This is a genomic window from Ligilactobacillus ruminis ATCC 27782 (genome assembly GCF_000224985.1).
In the GTDB taxonomy this organism is placed as follows: domain Bacteria; phylum Bacillota; class Bacilli; order Lactobacillales; family Lactobacillaceae; genus Ligilactobacillus; species Ligilactobacillus ruminis.
Map to the genome: position 1 here is coordinate 1,127,394 of NC_015975.1, position 20,733 is coordinate 1,148,126.

The window sequence follows — 20,733 nt, forward strand, 5'->3', positions numbered from 1 at the left end:
AGAGATAACCACGAAAAGGCCTCCTATATTTTGGCTGCTTCAAGCGAATAGCTGCGATTTTCACGCTTATCGGCCTGCTTGAACAAAACGAGAACGTGACCAATTTTTTGAACGACCTGAATCTGAGAATTATCTTCGATATACTCAATAACTTCTTCGTCTTCCACGATCGCGTTTTGCAAAACGTTGATTTTAAGCAGTTCGCGCTTTTCAATCGCATCTTCGACTTGCTTGAGCCAGTTTGCGGTCAAACCTTCTTTTCCGACTTGAAAAAGCGGTCTCATCCCATGAGCCTGCGAACGTAAATAGCGTTTTTGCTTTCCTTTTAGTTTCATTTTTTCAACCTCTTAAATCATTGCTTTTCTCAAAACGACGCTGACGCCTTCAGGAGCCCAACCGGCAACGATGCTGCCGGCCTTGACGGAAATCCATCCGAGTCCTGCAAAAACCAGATCGCTTTTTTCAGTGACCTTGAACTCAAATCTGACAAGTTTCGGAAATGTCTTCATCTCTTCTTCTGAAGGAGGATTCAACAGTTTTCCGGCATGCTTTTCATAAAATGCAGAGGCATTTTCGGTCTTGGTTCTGTGAATCATCAAATTGTTGTCCAGATATACGACAACGCCTTGTTTTTCTCCGGAAACGTAATCAAAGCGTGCCAATGCCCCTAAAAACAGAGTCTGTCCTTCATTCAGCTGATAGACTTTAGGCTTGATTTCCTTTTGAGGAGAAGCCAGTCTGAGTTCTTTAGGCGAAAGGTAGTGCGCCATTTGATCCTTATGGATGATTCCCGGAGTATCAATCAAGAAACGGCCATCGCCAAACGGAATTTCAATTCGATCCAGCGTCGTTCCCGGAAAACGCGATGTCGTAATCAAATCGCTGATGCCGGTTTGATGCTTAATAATCTGATTGATCAAAGTCGATTTTCCGACATTTGTGACGCCAACGACATAAACGTCTCTTCCTTCGCGATACTTGTCGATCAATTCCATCAGACGATCAATCTCATGACCTTTTGAAGCACTCGTCAAGCAAACTTCAACCGGTCGCAATCCTTGCGCATTTGCAGACTGACGCAGCCAGTCCCTGATTTTTGAGCGTTTGAGCGAGCGCGGCAACAGATCTTCTTTGTTTCCGACCATCAAAATCGGATTATTGCCGACAAAACGATGAAGTCCCGGAATAATCGAACCGCTGAAATCAAAAATATCAACAACGTTGACGATCAATGCATCCGATTCGCCAATTTGATTAAGCAACGCCAAAAAATCGTCATCCGTCAATGAAACGTCCGCCGTTTCATTGTAATGCCTTAATCTGAAGCAACGTTTGCAATAAAGATCTTCATCGTCAGTCCGTTTTTCCAAGGCAGACTGCGGCATAAATCCGGGTTCTTGCGGATCAACGGTCTGTATTTTTGCACCGCAACCGATACAGTACAGTTCGTCTGAATTTTCAGTCATTCAAATCATGCCTCCATGTCGTGCTTAGTTTATTTTCTTTCAGCAACCGCTTTTTAACGATATTTTCCAAAAAACGATTTATTTTAGTATTCCATGCATCCGATTTCACTAAGGGCTTCACCAAAATGCAGCGAATTCCAAAATTATTTGCCGATGCCACATCGGTCATCAGTTGGTCGCCAACGAGAACAGTCTCGTGTTTTTCCAGTCCGTACCTCTTCACCGCAATTTTGAGACCACGTGCAAAAGGTTTCATCGCACGCGAAACAAATGGCAACCCTAAAGAACGAACCGCCCGTTCCACCCTTTTAAAACTATTATTTGAAACGACTACCACAGGAATCTTTGCTTCTTCCATTTTCTGAAGCCATTCGCGAAGCTGGGGCGTTCCATCTGGATTATTCCAGGCAATCAAGGTGTTATCAAGATCAGTCAGCACCACCTTGATTCCTTTTTTTCTCAATTCCTCTGGAGGTAGATCGTAAATTGACTCAACTTGCCATGTTGGTTGAAATTTTGAAAACATGCTCTAATTCCCTTCTGAAATCTTACTACTACAATTATAGATTAATCGGGCCTGTTTACGCAAGAAACCCGAATCAGTCCAATCAGCAATAAAAAGGAGCCAGGAGAAAAAATCTTCCCAGCTCCTTTTGGTTAGCTAATTATTTTGCCAAAGCCTTCTTTGCTTCTTCAACACCGGCCGTAAATGCTGCTGCATCAGTAATAGCAAGATCAGCCAACATCTTGCGGTTAACTTCGATGTTAGCCAGTTTCAAGCCGTGCATCAATTGGCTGTAGCTGATGCCGTTCATACGAGCTGCAGCGTTGATACGAGCAATCCACAACTTGCGGAAGTTGGACTTGTTCTTTCGACGATCACGGAAAGCGTATTGGTATGACTTCATTACTTGTTGCTTAGCAACCTTGAATTGAGTATGCTTTGAACCGCGATATCCTTTAGCTAATTTCAAGACTTTCTTACGACGTTGACGCGTAACTGTTCCACCTTTAACACGTGGCATGATAATTCCTCCTTAGTATCCCGACTCTTCGGGTAAAAAACAAAATCGTGCATGCGCACCGACCAAAATGGTGCGACATTCAAAACTTGAATAAATGAATGATTATTTCATTTGTGAAAGCATCTGCTTGATACGCTTCATATCAGAGCCGGATACCATTGTAGCTTTACGCAATTGGCGACGTTGCTTAACCGTCTTGCCGTGGAAACGGTGTGATGTGTAAGCATGATTACGTTTCAAACCACCATTACCCGTACGCTTGAAACGCTTTGCTGATGCGCGGTGTGTTTTTTGTTTTGCTGCCATAATACCATATTCCTCCTATGTGATTTAAGCCTAGTTTTCGGCTTTTGGTGCAAGCATTAAGAACATGCTGCGACCATCCATTTTTGGCTTGGATTCAACTGTAGCAACATCGGATGTTTCTTCAGCGAATCGATCAAGAACTTCGCGGCCGATCTCTTTATGAGTAATCGCACGACCCTTAAAACGGATGGAGACTTTCACTTTGTCCCCTTTTGAAAGGAACTTGCGTGCATTCTTCATCTTAGTGTTGAAGTCATTCGTGTCGATCGTTGGGCTCAAGCGAACTTCTTTAACGTTGATCACTTTTTGCTTTTTACGAGCTTCACGCTGTTTCTTCTGCAACTCAAAACGATACTTCCCATAATCCATGATTTTGGCAACAGGTGGTTTCGCTTTCGGTGCAACCAAAACAAGATCCAAATTGGCTTGTTCTGCCATCTGCAACGCCTCTTGCTTAGACTTAACTCCAAGCTGAGCGCCGTCATCAGCAATCAAGCGCAATTCACGTGCGCGAATGCCTTCGTTTACCATTTTATCAACTGCTATGGCGTTTCACCTCCAAAAAAATTTCAGAGAAAATGCAGAAAAAAAACGGGTGCTCGCATAAACCAAACGCAAAGCACCCGTAAAAAATCCGTTCAATCGGAAATTAATTTCTTATTTCTGCCCAGGAACCTGTGTCCCTCAGGCGAGAAGCGGGAGCCTCTGCTTTTTTTCTCAACTTTTATATCTTAACAGTCCTATTTAAGATTGTCAACTGTTTAAACGATTTTTTAATCTTCATTGCGGCTATATGTTTCAAGATCGTGATCCAAAATCTTCTTAAAATCATCAAATGCCATTGTTTCGGTCTTTTCTTGACCATAACGACGAACCGTGACTGTTCCCTGCTCTTTTTCATTATCACCGACAACGAGAGTATAAGGAACCTTGTTGACTTGTGCCTGGCGAATCTTGTAACCCATCTTTTCGTTTCGATCATCGACGGAAACGCGAATTTGGCGAGCAGCAAGAGCACTTGCAAGTTTTCTTGCATAATCCGTGTGGAGATTCAAATTGACAGGAATGACCTCGACCTGCTTTGGGGCAAGCCATGTTGGGAAAGCACCTTTGTACATTTCGGTCAGGTAAGCCGTGAAGCGCTCCATCGTTGAAACGATACCGCGGTGAATCATAACCGGACGATGTTCCTCGCCATCGGCTCCGACATACTTGAGATCGAAGCGTTCAGGAAGAAGGAAGTCCAATTGAATCGTCGAAAGTGTTTCTTCGCCGCCAAGTGCAGTCTTTGTTTGAACGTCAAGCTTAGGACCGTAAAATGCAGCTTCGCCTTCTGCTTCGAAATATTCAAGTCCAAGATCATCCATCGCAGCTTTCAGCATGCGTTGAGATTTTTCCCACATTTCATCATCATCATAGTATTTGTGAGTATTTTTTGGATCGCGATAGCTGAGACGGAAACGATAATCATTGATATTGAAGTCATGATAAACTTCAACCATAAGCTGAAGCGTCCGTTTGAATTCCGCTTCAATCTGATCCGGTGTCACGAAAGTATGACCATCATTCAAAGTCATTTCACGAACACGCGACAAGCCTGTCAATGCTCCTGATTTTTCGTAGCGGTGCATCATGCCAAGTTCGGCAATTCTCAACGGAAGATCGCGATAAGAACGAATATGACGGTTATAAATCTGAATGTGCGACGGGCAATTCATCGGACGAAGCTCAAGCAGTTCTCCGTCACCCATATCCATTGGAGGAAACATGTCTTCGCGATAATGATCCCAGTGCCCGGATTGTTTGTACAAATCAACATTGGCAAGAATTGGAGTATAAACATGTTCGTAACCCCATGAAACTTCCTTGTCAATAATGTAGCGTTCAATCGTGCGACGAATCGTTGCACCGTTTGGCATCCAATACGGAAGACCTGCACCGACCTTTGGATCCACGAAGAAGAGATCAAGATTGTTGCCGATGACGCGATGATCGCGTTCATGCGCTTCCTGCTGACGCTTCAATTCTTCATCAAGTTCTTTTTGTTTGCTGAAAGCCGTACCGTAAATACGTTGCAGCATCGGATTTGATGAAGCGCCTTTCCAATATGCGCCGGCAACTGAAAGAACTTTAAAGACCTTGACCTTGCCAGCATCTTCAAGTGAAACAGGAGAAGTAAAGTCAACATGATTCAAAAGCTTGTGTCCGTAGACCTTGCCATCTTCTGCATTTTCTTTGACGATTTCAGTTTGATATTCATCATTTTCGACAAGTTTCAAAGCTTCGTCCAGATCGTACTCCACAAATTCGATTTTTTCTTTTGCCTTGACGATTTCTTCCATCTTCTTCGTCAATTTTTCAAAATCTGCTTCGCCGACCTGACCATCTTCCTTATCAGTATCGAAGTAAAAACCATGTTCCGTCACTCCGCCTTCGCCAAATTTGATGTTTGGATAAAGATCGTGCAAGGCAGCTGCCAAAACAACTGCTGCAGTATGCCACAAAGCAATTCTTCCGTCATCGGAATCCTTCGCTACGATTTCAATTGAACCGTCTGAAAGTTTTTGATTCAAGTCAACTAATTTACCGTCAAGCTTGCCGCAAACAGCCTTTTTAGCAAGGCTCATGCTGATCGAAGCTGCGACGTCTTTAACTGTTGCACCGTCTTCAAATTCTTTAACGGTGCCATCTGGAAATTTAAGTTCCATTAGTATTACCTCCGATAATTTTTGCTTATGTGAAAAGGCACAAAAAAACGTCCCCGACATGAATTGTGTCATGCCAGGGACGTCATTGACGCGGTTCCACCCATTTTCGACATCCTTTTGCAAAAACCAGATGTCCTCAAAAACCGCTGATAACGGATGCGATCCGTCTTACCTTTGCAGTAAGCTCTCCATGAAAGCGGTAAGCTCGCCCGCACGAGAGGCTTTCAGTCGTGACCTCTCTCCCTGAATGGGTTGCCGTTTGTCTTTCACTAATGTATCTCTTATTTAAACACTAAGTTCCGCCTTTTTCAAGTGTTTTTTCAAAAATACTCAATTATTTCTGAGATTCGGACCGTCAACAATGATTTCAGTCGCCAAAAATTTGATTCTCTCCATTATCCGCTTGGCCTTGAGAGGGTCTGATTCCATCCGATTGTTAAACGTCAAATAACTGCTTTCGAGTTCTTCCATTGACAAATTTGATGAAAAAAACGTCGGTAGCTCTTCTTGCATCCGATGCTGCAAAATGACGCCTAAAATATCGTCGCGCGACCAATTGGAAAGAGAATCCGCGCCAATATCGTCAAGCATCAGCACTGGAGCATTTTTGACTTCGTTAACGGCGTCCGCAACCGTCCTGCCAGTTGTTTTATCGCCAAGAAGCGCCTTAAGATCAGAGATGAATGTCGGGACATGCAAGATTGTTGTTGAAAAGCCGTTTTCTGCCAAATCGTTTGCGATTGCTCCCAAAAGATACGTCTTTCCAACGCCAAATTTTCCTTCAAGATATAGTCCCTTGTGAAATTCGTTTGGATTTTCCGCATAAGATCTGACAAAAATCAATGCCTGTTTCAAAGCTGCCGCTCTTCCCTTCGTCATTGTTCCGTATTCTTGCAAGCTTGCATTTTTGATCGACCTCGGGACGCTGATTGCCCTTACGCGTTGCTTGATTTTGCGCTGCTGCTTTTGTTTCAGGTTTTCTTTTGTCGGCAAATACACGATTTGAACGTGTTTGGAGCTCATGATTAACTTTGGACAGTATCCTGGCATAAACGTTTTCTTTCCGGCATCACGATCCTTTTTAAAATTCAAGTACTCGATAAACTTTGACATGCTCCTCCTGATTTCGTCAGCATCCAGCTCATCATGATGCTCTTTGATAAATGCGACAATTTCTGGGGATTTCAATACTTCTTTGTAAACGGACCTGACTTTTTCTTCCCAGTGGTATTTTTCCATCAATTCCGTCATCTTTTGACCTACGTCTTCCATCAAGTTCACCTGCCTTTGGCATTTTTAATCTGATTCCGCAACTTCTCAATCTCATCCAAATCATGTTTGTAGTCCAAATCAGCATTCTGTTTTTGTGCAAGTTCGTCCCAATCGGTCAATGTTGCTTTTTGAACTTTTTTTCTCGTTTGACCATTACGGGCACTTATCCGCCTTTGCTGTTTCTTTTGCTTGTTTTTTTCGACTTCGCCTTTCAGATAGTCCATTGCGCTTACGGGATCGCTGATCTTTCTTTTAGCAAATTGGTTGCAGAATTCTTCAAACCGAGTGCTGACTTTTCCGCTAAGCTGATCATTGTCTTCGTCACACAAAAAATAGTGCAAAATGACATTTATGACGGAACCCGGCAAAACATTGGCCTTAACGACGTTTCCGACAACATATTTTTCGATATTAGAAGCATAACCGCCCTGCTCGTTCTTCAACGCTTCCAGAAATTCAAGCGGGGCATAGTAATTGCAAGCTTCGACAAGCTGACGATCTTCAGATGATAACCTCGATGTACTTTTAGCTGATTCTGCGCTGATTTCTTTTTCATTGCGAGCAGGCTTTTCAAGAGCTGATTCAAATTCTTCGTTGACATACCGCTTGAATAAAGAAAAGTCGACCCTGTTGTTTGCAACGTTGAAGCTTTTTTCAAGCTGCTTGACAAGCTGAAGTTCATCCAGACCATACAGTAAAACCATCGTCTTCACCTCATCCAAATGCTCCATTACTTCCTTTTCTTCAACAAAAGAATGTTTCAATAGCTGTTTGAAGTATTTTAGATCAAAGTTCAGTTCGCTTTTCTCCAAAAGAGATTCGTTCTTGACGCGATTGATCTGCAAATTTTGAATATTTTCTTTTCTGACGTCAAACACATCAGCTAAGGTCTTGGTAATTTCCTTTGAATTTTCGGAATAGGCAAAGACATTTGGTGCAAACAACTGCTTGAGCTGGGCATGGCGTCTTCTTCCGACGCTTAACAGCAACAACGTATCTAAAACGGTCTGCTTAAAAAATTCCTGCCCGCTAAGCGGCAAAAGCAACTGATAGATCATTCTGCGTTCATTGGAGACATCGTGCACAAAAGTCCGCAGCAATCCAAGTGCTTCCAATTTGCAGCAAGCCTCATAAAACCGCGGAATTTCCATATCCAAGGTTTTTAGGATATCACCGATTTCAGGCAGATGTCCGCTTTTTCTCGGAACGGTTGTCGCTGAAGATGCCAAAACAGCGTGAACTGCTGCTGCATCTGCACCCATAATCGGCTGATACAGAAAGATCACCGTTTCGGAAGACAGCAAACTCTTTCTTTCCTCAGAACAAATTACGCATCTGTCTTTCGGCGAAAGAATATTCAACCCATTTTCCATCGACTCACATCCCTTTTACTTTTTGGCATCCGAACCTTTTTCCTGATCTTCGCGAGCCATCAACTCCTGAAGCTCGTTCACGAAGGCACCCATGTCTTTAAATTCGCGGTACACGCTGGCAAAACGAATGTAGGCAACATCGTCAACCTTGGCCAAAAGATCCATTACGTAGCCACCGATCAGTTGGCTGGAAACCTCGTTGCTTCCCGCTGCCCGAACTTTGCTTTCGACCTGATCAACCAAATTTTGAATATCATCCATCGGTACCGGTCGCTTTTCTGCAGCACGCATCACTCCGCGCATGATTTTTTCGCGATTGAATTCTTCGCGAAGTCCGTTTTTCTTTACGACAAGCAACGGAGCTGCTTCAATTCTTTCAAAAGTCGTAAAGCGATAACCGCAATTTTCACACTCGCGACGTCGTCTGATGGCATGACCGTCATCAGCAGGACGACTGTCGACTACTCGCGAGCCGTTCTTATGGCAATGTGGACATTTCATTAGTTTAAGGGCGGGATACCAACGTCTTTGACCGTTGGAAGGATAATCCGCAACTTAAAAAGTCGCCCCGCCTCTCCTTTCTTCTTTTTTAGTTGCTTGCAGTTCAGTTTGCAAGCATTTTCGGATTGTCTTCTTTATACCCCACATATCCGTTTATCTAAACATTTATCGTCTTTAGCCATTTTATCACTTGTTTGCGGGTCTGTTCAACCGTTCCTGAACTATCAATCACTACGTCTGCAAAACCGTTTCTTTCCCGTGAGCTCAATTGGCTCTCGATTCGACTTTTTGCCTCATCTTCAGAAAGTTTGTCTCGTTCAATCAAACGTTCCAGCTGAATTTTTTTCGGAACATCAATCGTCATTATAAAATTGCAAATTTTATCGTAATGCTGCTCAATCAACAACGGAGCATCCAAAACAACGAGATCGGCATTATTTTCTTGATTCAGCCTTCGAGAAATTTCCTCTCTGATCAGAGGTTCCATAACAGAGTTTAGCAATGAAAGCTGTTCGCTGTTTGAAAAAACGATCTGACCAAGAGCTTTTCGATTAAGCGTTCCGTCGTTTTTTAAAATTTTGTTGCCAAATATTTCCGTTAATTTTTCAAGTCCGATTGAGCCTTTTTCAACAACGGCTCTTGAACACTCATCAGCATCGATCACGGGAAGACCAAACTCTTTCAAATAGGCGCTGATCGTTGATTTTCCGCAAGCAATCCCGCCTGTCAGGCCCAATATCTTGCTCATTTTTTCATCACCTGACAATTCGGGCAATAATGCGTACCGCGCTGTCCGACGACTATTTTTTCAATCGGAGTACCGCATCGTCCACACTTTTCACCAGTCTTTCCATAGACTTGCAAAAAGAACTGAAATGATCCTTCCTCAAGGAAGGCGTTGGCATAGCTCCTGATCGTCGTCCCGCCTTTCTCGATCGCTTTTTCAAGCTCATCGATGATTGAATTTCTCAAACAATCGGCCTGCTTTCTGCTGAGCTCATTGCAAGGCGTCAAAGGATGAATCTTTGCCATATAAAGCACCTCATCAGCATAAATATTCCCGACCCCTGCAACAAGCGTTTGATCAAGCAGAGCCGTCTTAATCGGCTTTTTCTTTTTTTGAAGTCCTTCATAGAATTTTTGAGAATCAAAATTTTTCTCGGTCGGTTCGGGACCAAGCTTAGAAATCCCGGAAAGAGTGGTTTCTTCACCTGTCTTAAACAGTTCCATCCTCCCAAATTTGCGAACGTCGTTATAATGAAGCTCGCTTCCGTCCATCAAATAAAAGATCACGTGCGTGTGCTTTTCAACCGGCTCTCCTTTTCGCCTGACAAAGTATTTTCCTTCCATTCTCAAGTGAGAAACCATCGTCAATTCGCCTGAAAAGCGAAATAACAGATATTTTCCGCGTCGATCGACATCAAGCAATTTTTTCCCGCTGAGTTTTTTGCAAAATTCATCCTTGGAACCCACGATTATCTTGTCATATAAAACATTGACGTCCTTAATCGTTTTGCCCTTGATCAGTCTGTTAAGGCCACGTCTGACCGTTTCAACTTCCGGTAATTCAGGCATAATTCTACCTCATTTCGTATCAAACCATGTTTTGCCATGTCCGCTTTCAACTTTAAGCGGAACATCCAACTTAACTGCAGAATCCATCACGCTCGGAACAAGTTTTTCAAGCACGGGAATTTCTTCTTCAGGCGCTTCAAAAATCAGTTCGTCATGAACCTGTAAAAGCATTCTGGCTTTAAGTTCTTCTTTTTCAAGCGTCTCCTGCATCTTAATCATCGCAACCTTGATAATATCAGCAGCACTTCCCTGAATCGGAGTATTCATAGCCGTCCTTTCAGCAAACGAACGCTGATTAAAATTTTTTGAACGAATCCCTTCAAGATAGCGGCGACGTTTGAAAAGCGTTTCAACGTATCCTTGATTTCTTGCAAGCTCCACAATCTCCGTCATATATCTTTTAACGCCGGGAAAAGATTCAAAATACGTTTCCATAAACGTTTTAGCCTGATCTCTTCTGCATCCGATGCTTTGTGCAAGTCCAAAGTCACTGATTCCGTAGACGATTCCAAAATTGACGGCTTTAGCCTGACGACGCATATTCGGCGTTACCTCGTCAGGACTGCTCAATCCAAAAATTTTCATCGCCGTATTGGCATGAATATCAAAATCGTCTTTAAATGCTTTTTGCATATTCTCGTCTTTTGAAATATGTGCCAAGACCCTCAACTCAATTTGCGAATAATCTGATGAAAAAATTTCCCATCCTTGGTGACTCGGAATGAAAGCCTGCCTGATTTTTCTTCCTTCTTCCAAGCGAACGGGGATGTTTTGAAGGTTGGGTTCAACCGAAGACAACCTTCCCGTTGTCGTCAACGTTTGCGTGTAGCGCGTGTGCACCTTCTCATCTTGATCCATCACTTTGATGAGTCCGTCAATGTAAGTCGACTTGAGCTTGGCAAATTGACGATATAAAAGCACGTTATCAACGATATCGTTTCCTCTGAGTTTTTCCAAGACACCGACTGCCGTTGAATAGCCGGTCTTTGTCTTCTTGGCACCTGGAAGCCCTAGTTTGTCAAACAAAATCATTCCCAATTGCTTAGGTGAATTGATGTTGAATGTTTCTCCGGCTTCTTGATAAATCAATGATTCAAGATCGCTTATCTTTTCTTTGAAACGACTTCCCATCGTTTCAAGCGTCTCTTTGTCGGCTTTGATTCCGGCAATTTCCATCTTAGCGAGCACGATTGAAAGCGGGCGTTCGATTTCAAAATATAAATGATCTTGAGAATTATCTTTTAATTTTTGCATTAATTTTTGTTTCAAAAAGGCAATCGCAAAAACTTTGCTTCTCAAATGCTCAAAAAACGTCTCATCAGCGCAAATTTCCTTTTTAGCACCTTTTCCATAAACTTCATCATCGCTTTTTACGCCAAAATAGCCTTGTTTTTGGCAAAGCTGCCCCAAATCGTTGCTGTTGTCGGTATTATTCAAAAGATAAGATACCAATAACAGGTCAAAATCGATTGATTCTGCTTCAATTCCCAAACGTTTGAGCGAGACATAAGTTTTCTTTCCGTCAAACACGTCAAGAGTCTTATTTTTATTTTCAAGAAATTCTCTTAAAGGTTCTCTTTTTAACAAGGAAACGTCTTTTGAAACATAGCACTGACCATCGGTCAAAAGCGCAAATCCCCAAAAAGGAGAGGTATGATAGTTTTCATCGGCAAGTTCAAGATAAAAACTAGCATTATCAGCGTTTAGCCGCTGACCATCAATGTTTTCAAAAGTCAATTCGACTATCGAAGGAAGTTCTTCTTCATTTGAGACTTCTTCGGATTTTTTATCATTCAGTTCGCTCAAAAATTTATGAAAATCCATGCTTTGATAAAACTCTCGCAATTTTTCAATGTCTTTGCCTGCAAAATCGATATCGGCCAACCCGATTTCAAGCGGAGCATCACGCCTGATCGTTGCCAGATTTTTGCACGTCAGCGCAATCTCTTTGTCTTCGATCAAATGTTCCTTCATCTTTGATTTTTTGAATTCATCAATATGTTCATAAAGATTTTCAATCGTTCCGTACTGATTCAAAAGCTTTAGTGCCGTCTTTTCGCCAACTTTGGACACCCCGGGGTAATTATCCGAAGTATCACCCGCAAGTCCTTTGAGATCGGTAATTTGAGAGGGCGAGATGCCAAGCTTTTCACTCAAATGGTTTGGCGTGTAATATTCTATTTCCGTAACGCCTTTAACAGTCAAAGCAACCGTCGTTTGATTCGTCACAAGCTGCGTCAAATCTCGATCGCCGGTCACGATCGTTGTTTCATAACCATGTTTCTCGGCTTCCTTTGACATCGTTCCGATTATGTCGTCTGCTTCGTAATTTTTCAATTCATAATGTTTGATTCCGTAGCAGTCAAGAAGCTTCTTGACATAAGGAAACTGTTCCGACAATTCTTCTGGCGTCTTTTTTCTGCCGGCCTTGTAATCACTGTATTTTTCAGTCCGAAAAGTCTTCTTGCCAGCATCAAACGCAACCAGGATTTTATCAGGATTTACGTCATCCAAAATTTTGTCGAGCATTCTTTTAAATGAAAAAACCGCGCTCGTATGAAGACCGTCATGGTTAACGAAACGTTCCGTTTGCATAAACAATGCATAAAAACCCCTAAACGTAATACTATTGCCGTCAATCAGGAGTAGTTTTTGTTTTTCTGTCATTGTCTGCACCCTTTCAATTTAGATTCCAACTCAGATTATAGCAAAAAAATGCAATCAACTCCAAAAAGAGCGACCGCATGTTTCCAGCATCCTGTCGATATCAACTGAACAAAGCCGCTGTCGCTGATATTTGAAACGATCCTGACTCTCTTCAAACCGTATGTTCCTTCACCGGTATTTGCCGATCCAGGCCGCGTCGTCGTTGCCCGGGCATATACTGACTTTTGCGCAGCAATCGCCGTTTGATTATTGCATCTTCCGACCGGATAGCACAGATACTTCGTTTTTTGACCAAGCTTTTGATCAAGCCAAGACTTTGAATCGTTCATTTCCCGGAACCGCTGCTCATAAGACGTTCTGCTGCTTTTTGACATATAAAAAATTCCCGTAACAACGGGAATTCGTTTGCTTTTTAATTATTGTCGCTTGAATCGATGCCAAAAATTTGCAACAGATACAAGAAAATATTGAGAAAATCAAGGTAAAGGTTCAAAGCACCGACTGCAGCCAAAGAATCAGTATTGACTTGCGATCCATATTGATAGTACATCACCTTGTAAGTCTGCGAATCATAAGCCGTCAAGGCTGAGAAAACAACGATTCCGATAAACGAAAAGACATACTGAATCATCGTGCTGTGCAAGAACAAATTAACGATGCTGACGATAATCAAGGCAATCAAAGCAGCCAATGCCTGTCGTCCGATTCCAGAAAGATCTTTTTTGGTGCTTGTTCCCATGACGGCCAAAACAACAAACAGAACTGCTGCAGCAATGAATGCACGCGTAATGTCCATTGCCGTGTATTTATAAAGCAGACCGCTTAAAAACAGACCTTCAATCATCGAATAAAAAACCAATGAAGACAAAGCCTTGCCTGAAGTCCGAATGGCTTTAAGCGAAGACATTCTGAAGACAAGCACCAATTGCACGATAAACAAAATGCTCATCACGAGTCCGTTGGACAATAAACTAACAACCGACGGAACGTTGGCGGCCATGAATGCCGTTACGGCAGAAATACCTACGGCAGCAGCCATGTAACCATACATTTTCATAAAGAAACCGTTTGCGTCTTTGACTAATTTTTGCCCTTCATATAAATTAGGATCGTTATTCATTTTTTTCAACCTCTTTTTCCAAATTATTTTCGAGTTGCTGATGATTGAAACGACGCGGGGGACGAACCATGATCACTGAATCAAGAATACGATTGCCGTTTTCGTTTGTTCCTTCAACCGAAATCATGATTACCTCTTTCATCAAATCAACTTTGATGACTTCAAAGGTAAACGTAATCGTTTCTTCATGATAAACCGGTTCAATGAAATTTGTCGCTACATTTACAATTTCGCTTCCCGGACCAGGAAGAAGCTTCGAAATCGAACTGGTCAAAATTCCTGACAACATGACCGGGGGCACAACGGGTGCTTTGTATCCCATTGACTGTGCAAACGCAGTTTGAACGTATAACGGATTGGAATCATTTGTAAGTCCAAGATAAATCAGTAATTCACGCTCTGAAATACATTCCGTGACGGTTAAAGAATCTCCTTCTTTAATTTCATCGATTGATTTTCCACGCCTATGCGCATCATCTTGCATACAACTCACTCTCCTACTTTCAACTTCAAGTACATATTATCACAATCATTTAATCTTCTCAATCATACCACAAAAATTTAAAATTATTTAAAAAAAGCCGAGGTTCTCCTCGACTTTAAAAATTCACGTCATTTCTCCAATTTTGACTTGATCACAAAAAGTTCGCTGTCTTCAATTGCCTTCAAACTATGAGACTCATTCGGAAGCATGCGCACGAAACTGCCAGGCGCAAGTTCCGTTTCAAAATCATGACCGGAAAAGATAACCTTTCCCTTGATTGGAACGACTACGACAGTATAGTCAACATGATGCTCCGGAATCTCTTTTCCGGACGGAATCACCAAATCAGTTACGACTTGTTGATCAGTTTCAAAAATGTGACCAATTTTGCCGATACTATCATACCGTTTCATGCAATGAAACCTCCTGAATCAATTGTTCTTTAAACTGAGATTGGACAAAAGTTCCTCATATGCATGCTCATACTTCGGAATGTCTCCGGCACCCATAAAGATGACGACATCATCGTGAAAATCAAGCAGCGGCGACATATTGTCCAAACTGAGAACTTCTCCGCCCTTGCTGATCTTTTCACCAAGATCCTTAGCAGAAACTTCACCGTTTTGTTCACGAATCGAACTGAAAATTTCAGTCAGATACACCTTATCAGCAAGATCCAAACTCTTGGCAAAGTCATCCATCAACGCAACGGTGCGGCTAAAGGTGTGAGGTTGGAAAACCGCGATGATTTTCTTCTTCGGATATTGTTGTCTTGCCGCATCAATCGTTGCAGCAATTTCTGACGGATGGTGTGCATAATCATCAATGATGACCATGTCAGCGACTTTCTTTTCGGAAAAACGACGCTTTACGCCTTTAAATGTCAAAAGTTCGCGTTTGACTTCTTCAGCATCAATCTTTTCAAGATGAGAAACCGCAATTACGGCAAGAGAGTTCAAAACGTTATGCTTGCCAAACAACGGGATGTCAAACGTTCCTAAAAATTCGTCATGTAAATAAACGTCAAAACTTGATCCCTTGGTCGTGCGCTTGATGTTTTCGGCACGCACGTCATCGTTTTCTTCCGTTCCATAACTATAGACCGGAATATCGACTTTGATATTTTGCAAGTGTTTGTCTTCCCCCCAGACAAACAATGCCTTCTTGGTGTGATTGGCAAGTTCTTGGAAAGCATCACAGACATCTTCAATCCCAGTAAAATAATCAGGATGATCAAAATCGATGTTCGTCATAATCGTGTAATCAGGATGATATCCTGCAAAATGGCGCCGGTATTCATCTGCTTCAAATACAAAAAAGCGCGCATCTGGCACCCCTTTACCGGTACCGTCACCAATCAAGTAGCTTGTCGGAGAAACTCCGCTAAGCACGTGAGAAAGCAAACCCGTGGTGCTCGTCTTTCCGTGAGCTCCAGCAACACCGATGCTTGTCGTTTCTTCAACCAGCATTTCGACTACTTCCGGATATGTCAAAACTTTAAGTCCCATTTCTTTTGCCTTGGCAATTTCTTCGTGATCGTCAGAAAATGCATTCCCGGCAACAATCGTCATATTCGCCTGAATATTATCCTTATCAAAAGGCAGAATTTTAATTCCGGCTTGTTCTAGCCCACGTTGGGTAAACGTATATTTTTCAATATCAGATCCAAGAACATTGCAGCCCTTGTCATTCAAAATCAATGCCAGGGCACTCATGCCCGTGCCTTTGATACCTACAAAGAAATATGTGGTATTCATATCCATGTCAAACGTCCTCTTTTCATAATCAACAATCACGTTAAGTTTACCATAATGATGCGCATAAATAAAAGCCAATTTATCTAAAAGCGCATATTGTTAAGTGCTTCCTGCGTCAAATGTACGATTCTGGGCTTTGCACCCCTTGCCTGCGAAATATACCCCTTGCTCTCAAGATCATCAATAATCGATGCGGCACGGTTGTATCCAATTGAAAAAATTCGCTGAAGCTTCGAAGTAGAAATCGTTTCTTCATTCACGATGTAATCCAAGACACGCGGCATCAATTCATCCTGGTTTTCCGCCACAATGGCTTTTTTCTTCAAAGTTTCAGGATTGAATGCATAATGCGGCTTGGCTTGCTTTCTGATAAAATCACAGACATCATCAATTTCGTCTTCAATATAAGTTCCTTGCAAGCGAAGCGGCTGACTTGATCCGTTGCCCAAATATAGCATGTCACCACGCCCAAGCAATCGCTCTGCTCCGGAACAGTCGAGAATTGTTCTGGAATCGGTTGAACTTGAAACCATAAATGCGATTCTTGTCGGGATATTGTTTTTAATCAGACCGGTCACGACATCAACGCTTGGTCGCTGCGTCGCAACGATCAAGTGAATTCCGGCAGCACGTGCTTTTTGCGTAATTCGTGCAATGTACTCCTGAACTTCAGAAGATGAAGCCATCATCAAATCTGCCAATTCGTCAATCACGATTACAATATACGGCAACTTGCCGGCATAATGTCCTTTTTCTTCGAGCTTACTGTTATAACTCTCAAGATTTCTTGCGCCAAGGGCGGCAAGTTTTTGATATCTTTCTTCCATCTCCTCGACAACCCACTTCAAAGCCTCAGTTGCAGCCTGAGGATCGGAAACAACCGGCGAAAGAAGATGCGGCAAGCCTTGGTACGGTGCCATCTCAACAGCCTTGGGATCAATCAGCAAAAGCTTGACTTCTGAAGGCTTTGCCTTGTAAAGAATCGACATCAGCATGCTGTTGATAAAGACCGATTTACCGGAACCGGTTGCTCCGGCAATCAATCCGTGCGGCATCTTTTGAATATCGGTTACGCAAGCACGCCCGAACAAATCAACTCCAAGCGCGGTTGTCAAAGGAGACTCGGCAGTTTGAAATTCGTCAGACCCTAAAACTTCAGACAATAAAACAGGTCTTGACTTTTTGTTTGGAATTTCGATTCCAACGGTGCTTCTTCCCGGTATCGGTGCCTCGATTCGAATGTCTTTTGCCGCCAACGCCAATTTTAAATCATCATTGAGATTGGTAATCTTATTGACCTTGACTCCTCGTCCCAAGCTCAGTTCAAACTGCGTCACCGTCGGTCCAACCGTCCAGTTTGAAACAGACGCTTCGACCTTAAAAGCCTTCAGAGTTTCGTTCAGCGTTTCTGCTTGATTCAAAACCCATTCGTCGCTTTGAGGATCGTTTTCTTCAATCGGTTCCGGCAAAAGCGAAAGCGGTGGCAATTGATAACCGATTTCTTCCGTCATTTTTTCAGTTGACTGTTTCTTTTGGTTCGACACGTTTACAATGCTTTTTTCTAACGAGTCTTTATCGATTGCAGCAGTTTCTGATGCATCTTCGTTTTCATTAGCCGCTTCGATTACCGCTGTTTCTCCAGTTGTGCCGTCATTTTTGCAGAAAGGTTTCGGATCTTTTTTGTTTTTGACAAACTCTGAAATTCTTACGTCTTTTTCGACCGGAGACGTTTCGTTGTTTTCTTTTGGCGCATTTTCCTGATTATCATCAAAATTTTTCTTTGGATAAAAAGTTTCAACCTTAAGATGAGATGATTTTTCTGTTTCATCGTTTGAAAAAAACGTTTCGTCTTTTTCAAACGATGCGACACCGTCATCCGAAACAAGTTCTTTTTTAATCATATCGGCTTGCTCACTGGATGTTTCTTCCGAAGTTTCTTCTTTAAAATTATTCTCTAATCCGTTAGTCAAATCAATGGCATCTTTTTCGTCATCGTCAAACAGCAGATAGTTGCTTGGACTTTTGAGCAATTCAGTTGCCAAACGGCAATAATCAGGTTCCGTCGTGATTATTTTTTGACCGATTACTTTTGGAATATACGTCGGATGAAAATAACGCGAATGTGAAGCATTTCCCGATTCCCTATTTGAATGCTTTTTTAATTTGTCTTCTGGCTTGACCAAATCATTTTTGCGATAAAATGCCGGTCCATCATAATACTTCATGAATTCCACCCTAACTGAATTGATTTGCCCATAAAAAAGGGCTCGAGAAACTTCCCGACCCCTCAATTTTAACATAAAATTATGCTTCCGTTTGGAATAAATGCGCGGCCTTGTCAAAATCAAAGGCTGACCCGACCGGATAATCATCAGCATTCAAAACCAGAATTCCACGCTTTTGTGGTGCATTTGGCAATTGAAGCTCACGCGCAGAACAAACCATGCCAAAGCTGTCGATTCCGCGTAATTTTCCCGGGAAAATCAGCGTACCGTCCGGCATCATTGCCCCAACTTTGGCAATAACAACGTTTTGTCCTTGCTCAATATTCGGAGCACCGCAAACAATCTGCAAATGGCCATCATCAACCTTGATGCTTGTTACGTGAAGATGGTCGGAATCAGGATGTTCCTCTGATTTTTCGACATATCCGACAACAAACTTTGGCTTTGCATCAACAACAAGTTCTGATGAAAAACCATTCTCCTTCAATGCTTCATTCAATGCATCAACTTGACCATTATCCAAAAAGATTTGACCTTTTTTAGTTTCAAGACCGCTAATGATCTTAGAAGCATTGAAAAAATTGTAGCCTGTCGTTTGGCCCGATTCAACATCAAAAATCCTGACAATGTCACCCTTCTTTTCACAAGATTGGGTTGCAGCATCGGGAGCAACGACCGTCAGCAAAACGTCCCCCAACTGCTCTTTATTGTAACTTGCAATCAACATTGATATGATACTTCCTTCTCAAATTATTTGGGAAAACCCCAGAACTATTCAACATTATTTAGAAATGCTTCGACCTCTTCTTTTGTCTTGCGATCCTTGTTGACGAATCGATCTTTTTCTTTACCGTCAACATAGACAATAAAACTCGGAATTCCCATGACGAACATCTCTTGACAAAAATCAATGTTTTCGTCACGATCGACCAACAAGAACTTGAAATCAGAAAATTCTGCTTCAATTTCCGGCATTGCAGGCTTGATAAATTGACAGTCCGGGCACCAGTCTGCCGTAAAAAACAACACATACTTTCCGTTATCATGCTTTTGTTCAAATTCCGTCTTTGTCATTTTTGCCAGTTTTTCCATATTCAATACCCTCCATATCGGTTGATGCAACAATTATAACGCATCGCTTAAAAAAATACACCATCTTTGCTTGCTGAACTATGTTATAATCTAGGAAATGCTTCAGGAGGCAACAAATTGAAAAAAGAAAACATCCTACTTTTAGCAGCGTCAGGATTTATCGTCGCAAACCTATTTACCAAAACGATTGAAAAACATGCCAGGCTGTCGCCAAGAAAAGTCCTTTTTGACATCAAGAAAGAACTGAAAAAAGATAAGGGCTTCTATGACGGCTGGATCGAACATAAAACCGTCCCATTTAAAAAATTTGCATTGACACATGACGCTTATCACGGCGGTATCCTAAAGAAAGAAAATGCCAGGCTTGCATGCTACGAATTTTGGGTCGACTCTAAAACAGGCAGCATTTTAAAAATCTGTCGAACCGATCAATTTTAAAATGATTGAACGACATTGCACTAAAGCCGAGGTTTCCCGGCTTTTTTATCAGAAATGCGCCGTCAGCTTATAAATAGGTTGACCTTTTTGACTAAATTTTTCTTCATATTCGGTCATGACGTTTTCTTTTGCTTCTTCAGAGTCATGCAAATCAAGCCAAACGCCATCAAAATGCATTCCAAATTCATTCATGCTGCAAAGAGAATATTCGAACAGTCCGCGATTATCCGTCTTGAATTCGATTCTTCCATCTCCATTCAAAACATTCTCGTATGATTCAAGGAACGTTTTATATGTCAAACGACGTTTCTCATTGCGTTTTTTGGGCCAAGGATCGGAAAAATTAAGATAAATTCCGGAAACCTCACCTTCATTGAAAAATTCAGTCAAACCGCTTCCGTTTGCGCAAACAAGCTGTAAATTAGGAAGCTTGGCATCAATCTGCTTTTTAAGAGCAATACCGACTGCAACGGTCTGCATTTCAAGGCCGATAAAATTTCTGTCAGGATATTTTTCAGCCATTTCGACGATGAAACGCCCCTTGCCCGTTCCAACTTCAACAAAAATCGGCTGCTCTTTTTCAAAACGTTCCTGCCATTTTCCGGCAAATTTTTCCGGTTCCGTCACGACATATTGAGGATTGGCATCTATCAGCGGCTTAGCCCAAGGTTTGTTTCTTAACCTCATATCTTCTTTCTTCCTCCAGATACATAGTTACATTCAA

The 20,733-nt window shown here is 42.1% G+C and carries 23 protein-coding genes and 1 other annotated feature; of the genes, 1 reads left to right on the top strand and 22 read right to left on the bottom strand.

What is annotated here, in order from left to right; translation table 11 throughout:
* Positions 1-23: 23 nt before the first annotated feature.
* From yhbY to LRC_RS05760, 21 genes are all read right to left on the bottom strand, one after another.
* Positions 24-335, bottom strand: a complete 312-nt coding sequence (gene yhbY / locus LRC_RS05660) for a ribosome assembly RNA-binding protein YhbY (protein WP_014073543.1) — start codon at positions 333-335, stop codon at positions 24-26.
* 12 nt (positions 336-347) lie between these two features.
* The gene (gene yqeH, locus LRC_RS05665) at positions 348-1,466 is read right to left on the bottom strand and encodes a ribosome biogenesis GTPase YqeH (RefSeq protein WP_003698076.1); all 1,119 of its coding nucleotides are present in this window, start codon (positions 1,464-1,466) and stop codon (positions 348-350) included.
* The gene (locus tag LRC_RS05670; RefSeq protein WP_014073544.1) at positions 1,459-1,992 is read right to left on the bottom strand and encodes a YqeG family HAD IIIA-type phosphatase; all 534 of its coding nucleotides are present in this window, start codon (positions 1,990-1,992) and stop codon (positions 1,459-1,461) included. The genes yqeH and LRC_RS05670 overlap by 8 nt, the downstream gene beginning before the upstream one ends.
* Before the next feature lie 139 nt (positions 1,993-2,131).
* Positions 2,132-2,491, bottom strand: a complete 360-nt coding sequence (rplT, locus tag LRC_RS05675; protein ID WP_014073545.1) for a 50S ribosomal protein L20 — start codon at positions 2,489-2,491, stop codon at positions 2,132-2,134.
* 102 nt (positions 2,492-2,593) lie between these two features.
* The gene (rpmI, locus tag LRC_RS05680) at positions 2,594-2,797 is read right to left on the bottom strand and encodes a 50S ribosomal protein L35 (RefSeq protein WP_003693779.1); all 204 of its coding nucleotides are present in this window, start codon (positions 2,795-2,797) and stop codon (positions 2,594-2,596) included.
* A gap of 30 nt (positions 2,798-2,827) precedes the next feature.
* Positions 2,828-3,328, bottom strand: coding sequence for a translation initiation factor IF-3 (gene infC, locus LRC_RS05685; RefSeq protein WP_003693776.1), 501 nt, complete (start codon positions 3,326-3,328; stop codon positions 2,828-2,830).
* Between the two features lie 46 nt (positions 3,329-3,374).
* Positions 3,375-3,514: a sequence feature (ribosomal protein L20 leader region), on the bottom strand.
* Between the two features lie 56 nt (positions 3,515-3,570).
* Positions 3,571-5,505 carry a threonine--tRNA ligase gene (gene thrS / locus LRC_RS05690; protein ID WP_014073546.1) on the bottom strand — a complete coding sequence of 645 codons (1,935 nt, stop codon included), beginning with the start codon at positions 5,503-5,505 and terminating at the stop codon, positions 3,571-3,573.
* 330 nt (positions 5,506-5,835) lie between these two features.
* Positions 5,836-6,777 (bottom strand): primosomal protein DnaI, encoded by a 942-nt coding sequence (dnaI, locus tag LRC_RS05695; protein ID WP_014073547.1) that lies wholly within the window; start codon positions 6,775-6,777, stop codon positions 5,836-5,838.
* A 5-nt stretch (positions 6,778-6,782) separates the two neighbouring features.
* Positions 6,783-8,150: a replication initiation and membrane attachment family protein gene (locus tag LRC_RS05700; protein WP_014073548.1), complete on the bottom strand. Its 1,368-nt coding sequence runs from the start codon at positions 8,148-8,150 to the stop codon at positions 6,783-6,785.
* Positions 8,151-8,165: 15 nt separating this feature from the next.
* A complete protein-coding gene (gene nrdR / locus LRC_RS05705) occupies positions 8,166-8,651 on the bottom strand; it encodes a transcriptional regulator NrdR (protein WP_003693768.1) in 486 nt (161 codons plus the stop codon).
* A gap of 157 nt (positions 8,652-8,808) precedes the next feature.
* A complete protein-coding gene (coaE, locus tag LRC_RS05710; RefSeq protein ID WP_014073549.1) occupies positions 8,809-9,399 on the bottom strand; it encodes a dephospho-CoA kinase in 591 nt (196 codons plus the stop codon).
* On the bottom strand, positions 9,396-10,226 hold the full coding sequence (gene mutM, locus LRC_RS05715) for a DNA-formamidopyrimidine glycosylase (protein ID WP_014073550.1): 831 nt from the start codon (positions 10,224-10,226) through the stop codon (positions 9,396-9,398). Before mutM ends, coaE begins: the two co-directional genes overlap by 4 nt.
* A gap of 9 nt (positions 10,227-10,235) precedes the next feature.
* Positions 10,236-12,893: a DNA polymerase I gene (gene polA / locus LRC_RS05720; protein WP_014073551.1), complete on the bottom strand. Its 2,658-nt coding sequence runs from the start codon at positions 12,891-12,893 to the stop codon at positions 10,236-10,238.
* A gap of 35 nt (positions 12,894-12,928) precedes the next feature.
* Positions 12,929-13,222: a polysaccharide deacetylase family protein gene (locus LRC_RS05725; RefSeq protein ID WP_241531262.1), complete on the bottom strand. Its 294-nt coding sequence runs from the start codon at positions 13,220-13,222 to the stop codon at positions 12,929-12,931.
* Positions 13,223-13,305: 83 nt separating this feature from the next.
* The gene (locus LRC_RS05730; RefSeq protein ID WP_014073552.1) at positions 13,306-14,013 is read right to left on the bottom strand and encodes a Bax inhibitor-1/YccA family protein; all 708 of its coding nucleotides are present in this window, start codon (positions 14,011-14,013) and stop codon (positions 13,306-13,308) included.
* Entirely contained in the window at positions 14,006-14,497 is a 492-nt protein-coding gene (locus LRC_RS05735) for a MaoC/PaaZ C-terminal domain-containing protein (RefSeq protein WP_014073553.1), read from the bottom strand. Before LRC_RS05735 ends, LRC_RS05730 begins: the two co-directional genes overlap by 8 nt.
* Before the next feature lie 128 nt (positions 14,498-14,625).
* Entirely contained in the window at positions 14,626-14,910 is a 285-nt protein-coding gene (locus LRC_RS05740; RefSeq protein ID WP_014073554.1) for an AraC family ligand binding domain-containing protein, read from the bottom strand.
* An 18-nt stretch (positions 14,911-14,928) separates the two neighbouring features.
* Positions 14,929-16,260, bottom strand: coding sequence for a UDP-N-acetylmuramate--L-alanine ligase (murC, locus tag LRC_RS05745; RefSeq protein ID WP_014073555.1), 1,332 nt, complete (start codon positions 16,258-16,260; stop codon positions 14,929-14,931).
* Positions 16,261-16,337: 77 nt separating this feature from the next.
* Complete coding sequence (locus LRC_RS05750; protein WP_041819993.1) at positions 16,338-18,479, bottom strand: DNA translocase FtsK; 2,142 nt, start codon at positions 18,477-18,479, stop codon at positions 16,338-16,340.
* 79 nt (positions 18,480-18,558) lie between these two features.
* Positions 18,559-19,206 (bottom strand): YtpR family tRNA-binding protein, encoded by a 648-nt coding sequence (gene ytpR, locus LRC_RS05755; RefSeq protein ID WP_014073557.1) that lies wholly within the window; start codon positions 19,204-19,206, stop codon positions 18,559-18,561.
* Between the two features lie 44 nt (positions 19,207-19,250).
* Entirely contained in the window at positions 19,251-19,571 is a 321-nt protein-coding gene (locus tag LRC_RS05760; protein WP_014073558.1) for a thioredoxin family protein, read from the bottom strand.
* Positions 19,572-19,688: 117 nt separating this feature from the next.
* Here LRC_RS05760 and LRC_RS05765 point away from each other — a divergent pair, with 117 nt between their 5' ends.
* On the top strand, positions 19,689-20,009 hold the full coding sequence (locus tag LRC_RS05765) for a hypothetical protein (RefSeq protein ID WP_014073559.1): 321 nt from the start codon (positions 19,689-19,691) through the stop codon (positions 20,007-20,009).
* 48 nt (positions 20,010-20,057) lie between these two features.
* Here the strand turns inward: LRC_RS05765 and trmB are convergent, their stop codons facing one another.
* Entirely contained in the window at positions 20,058-20,696 is a 639-nt protein-coding gene (trmB, locus tag LRC_RS05770) for a tRNA (guanosine(46)-N7)-methyltransferase TrmB (RefSeq protein WP_014073560.1), read from the bottom strand.
* Between the last annotated feature and the right edge of the window lie 37 nt (positions 20,697-20,733).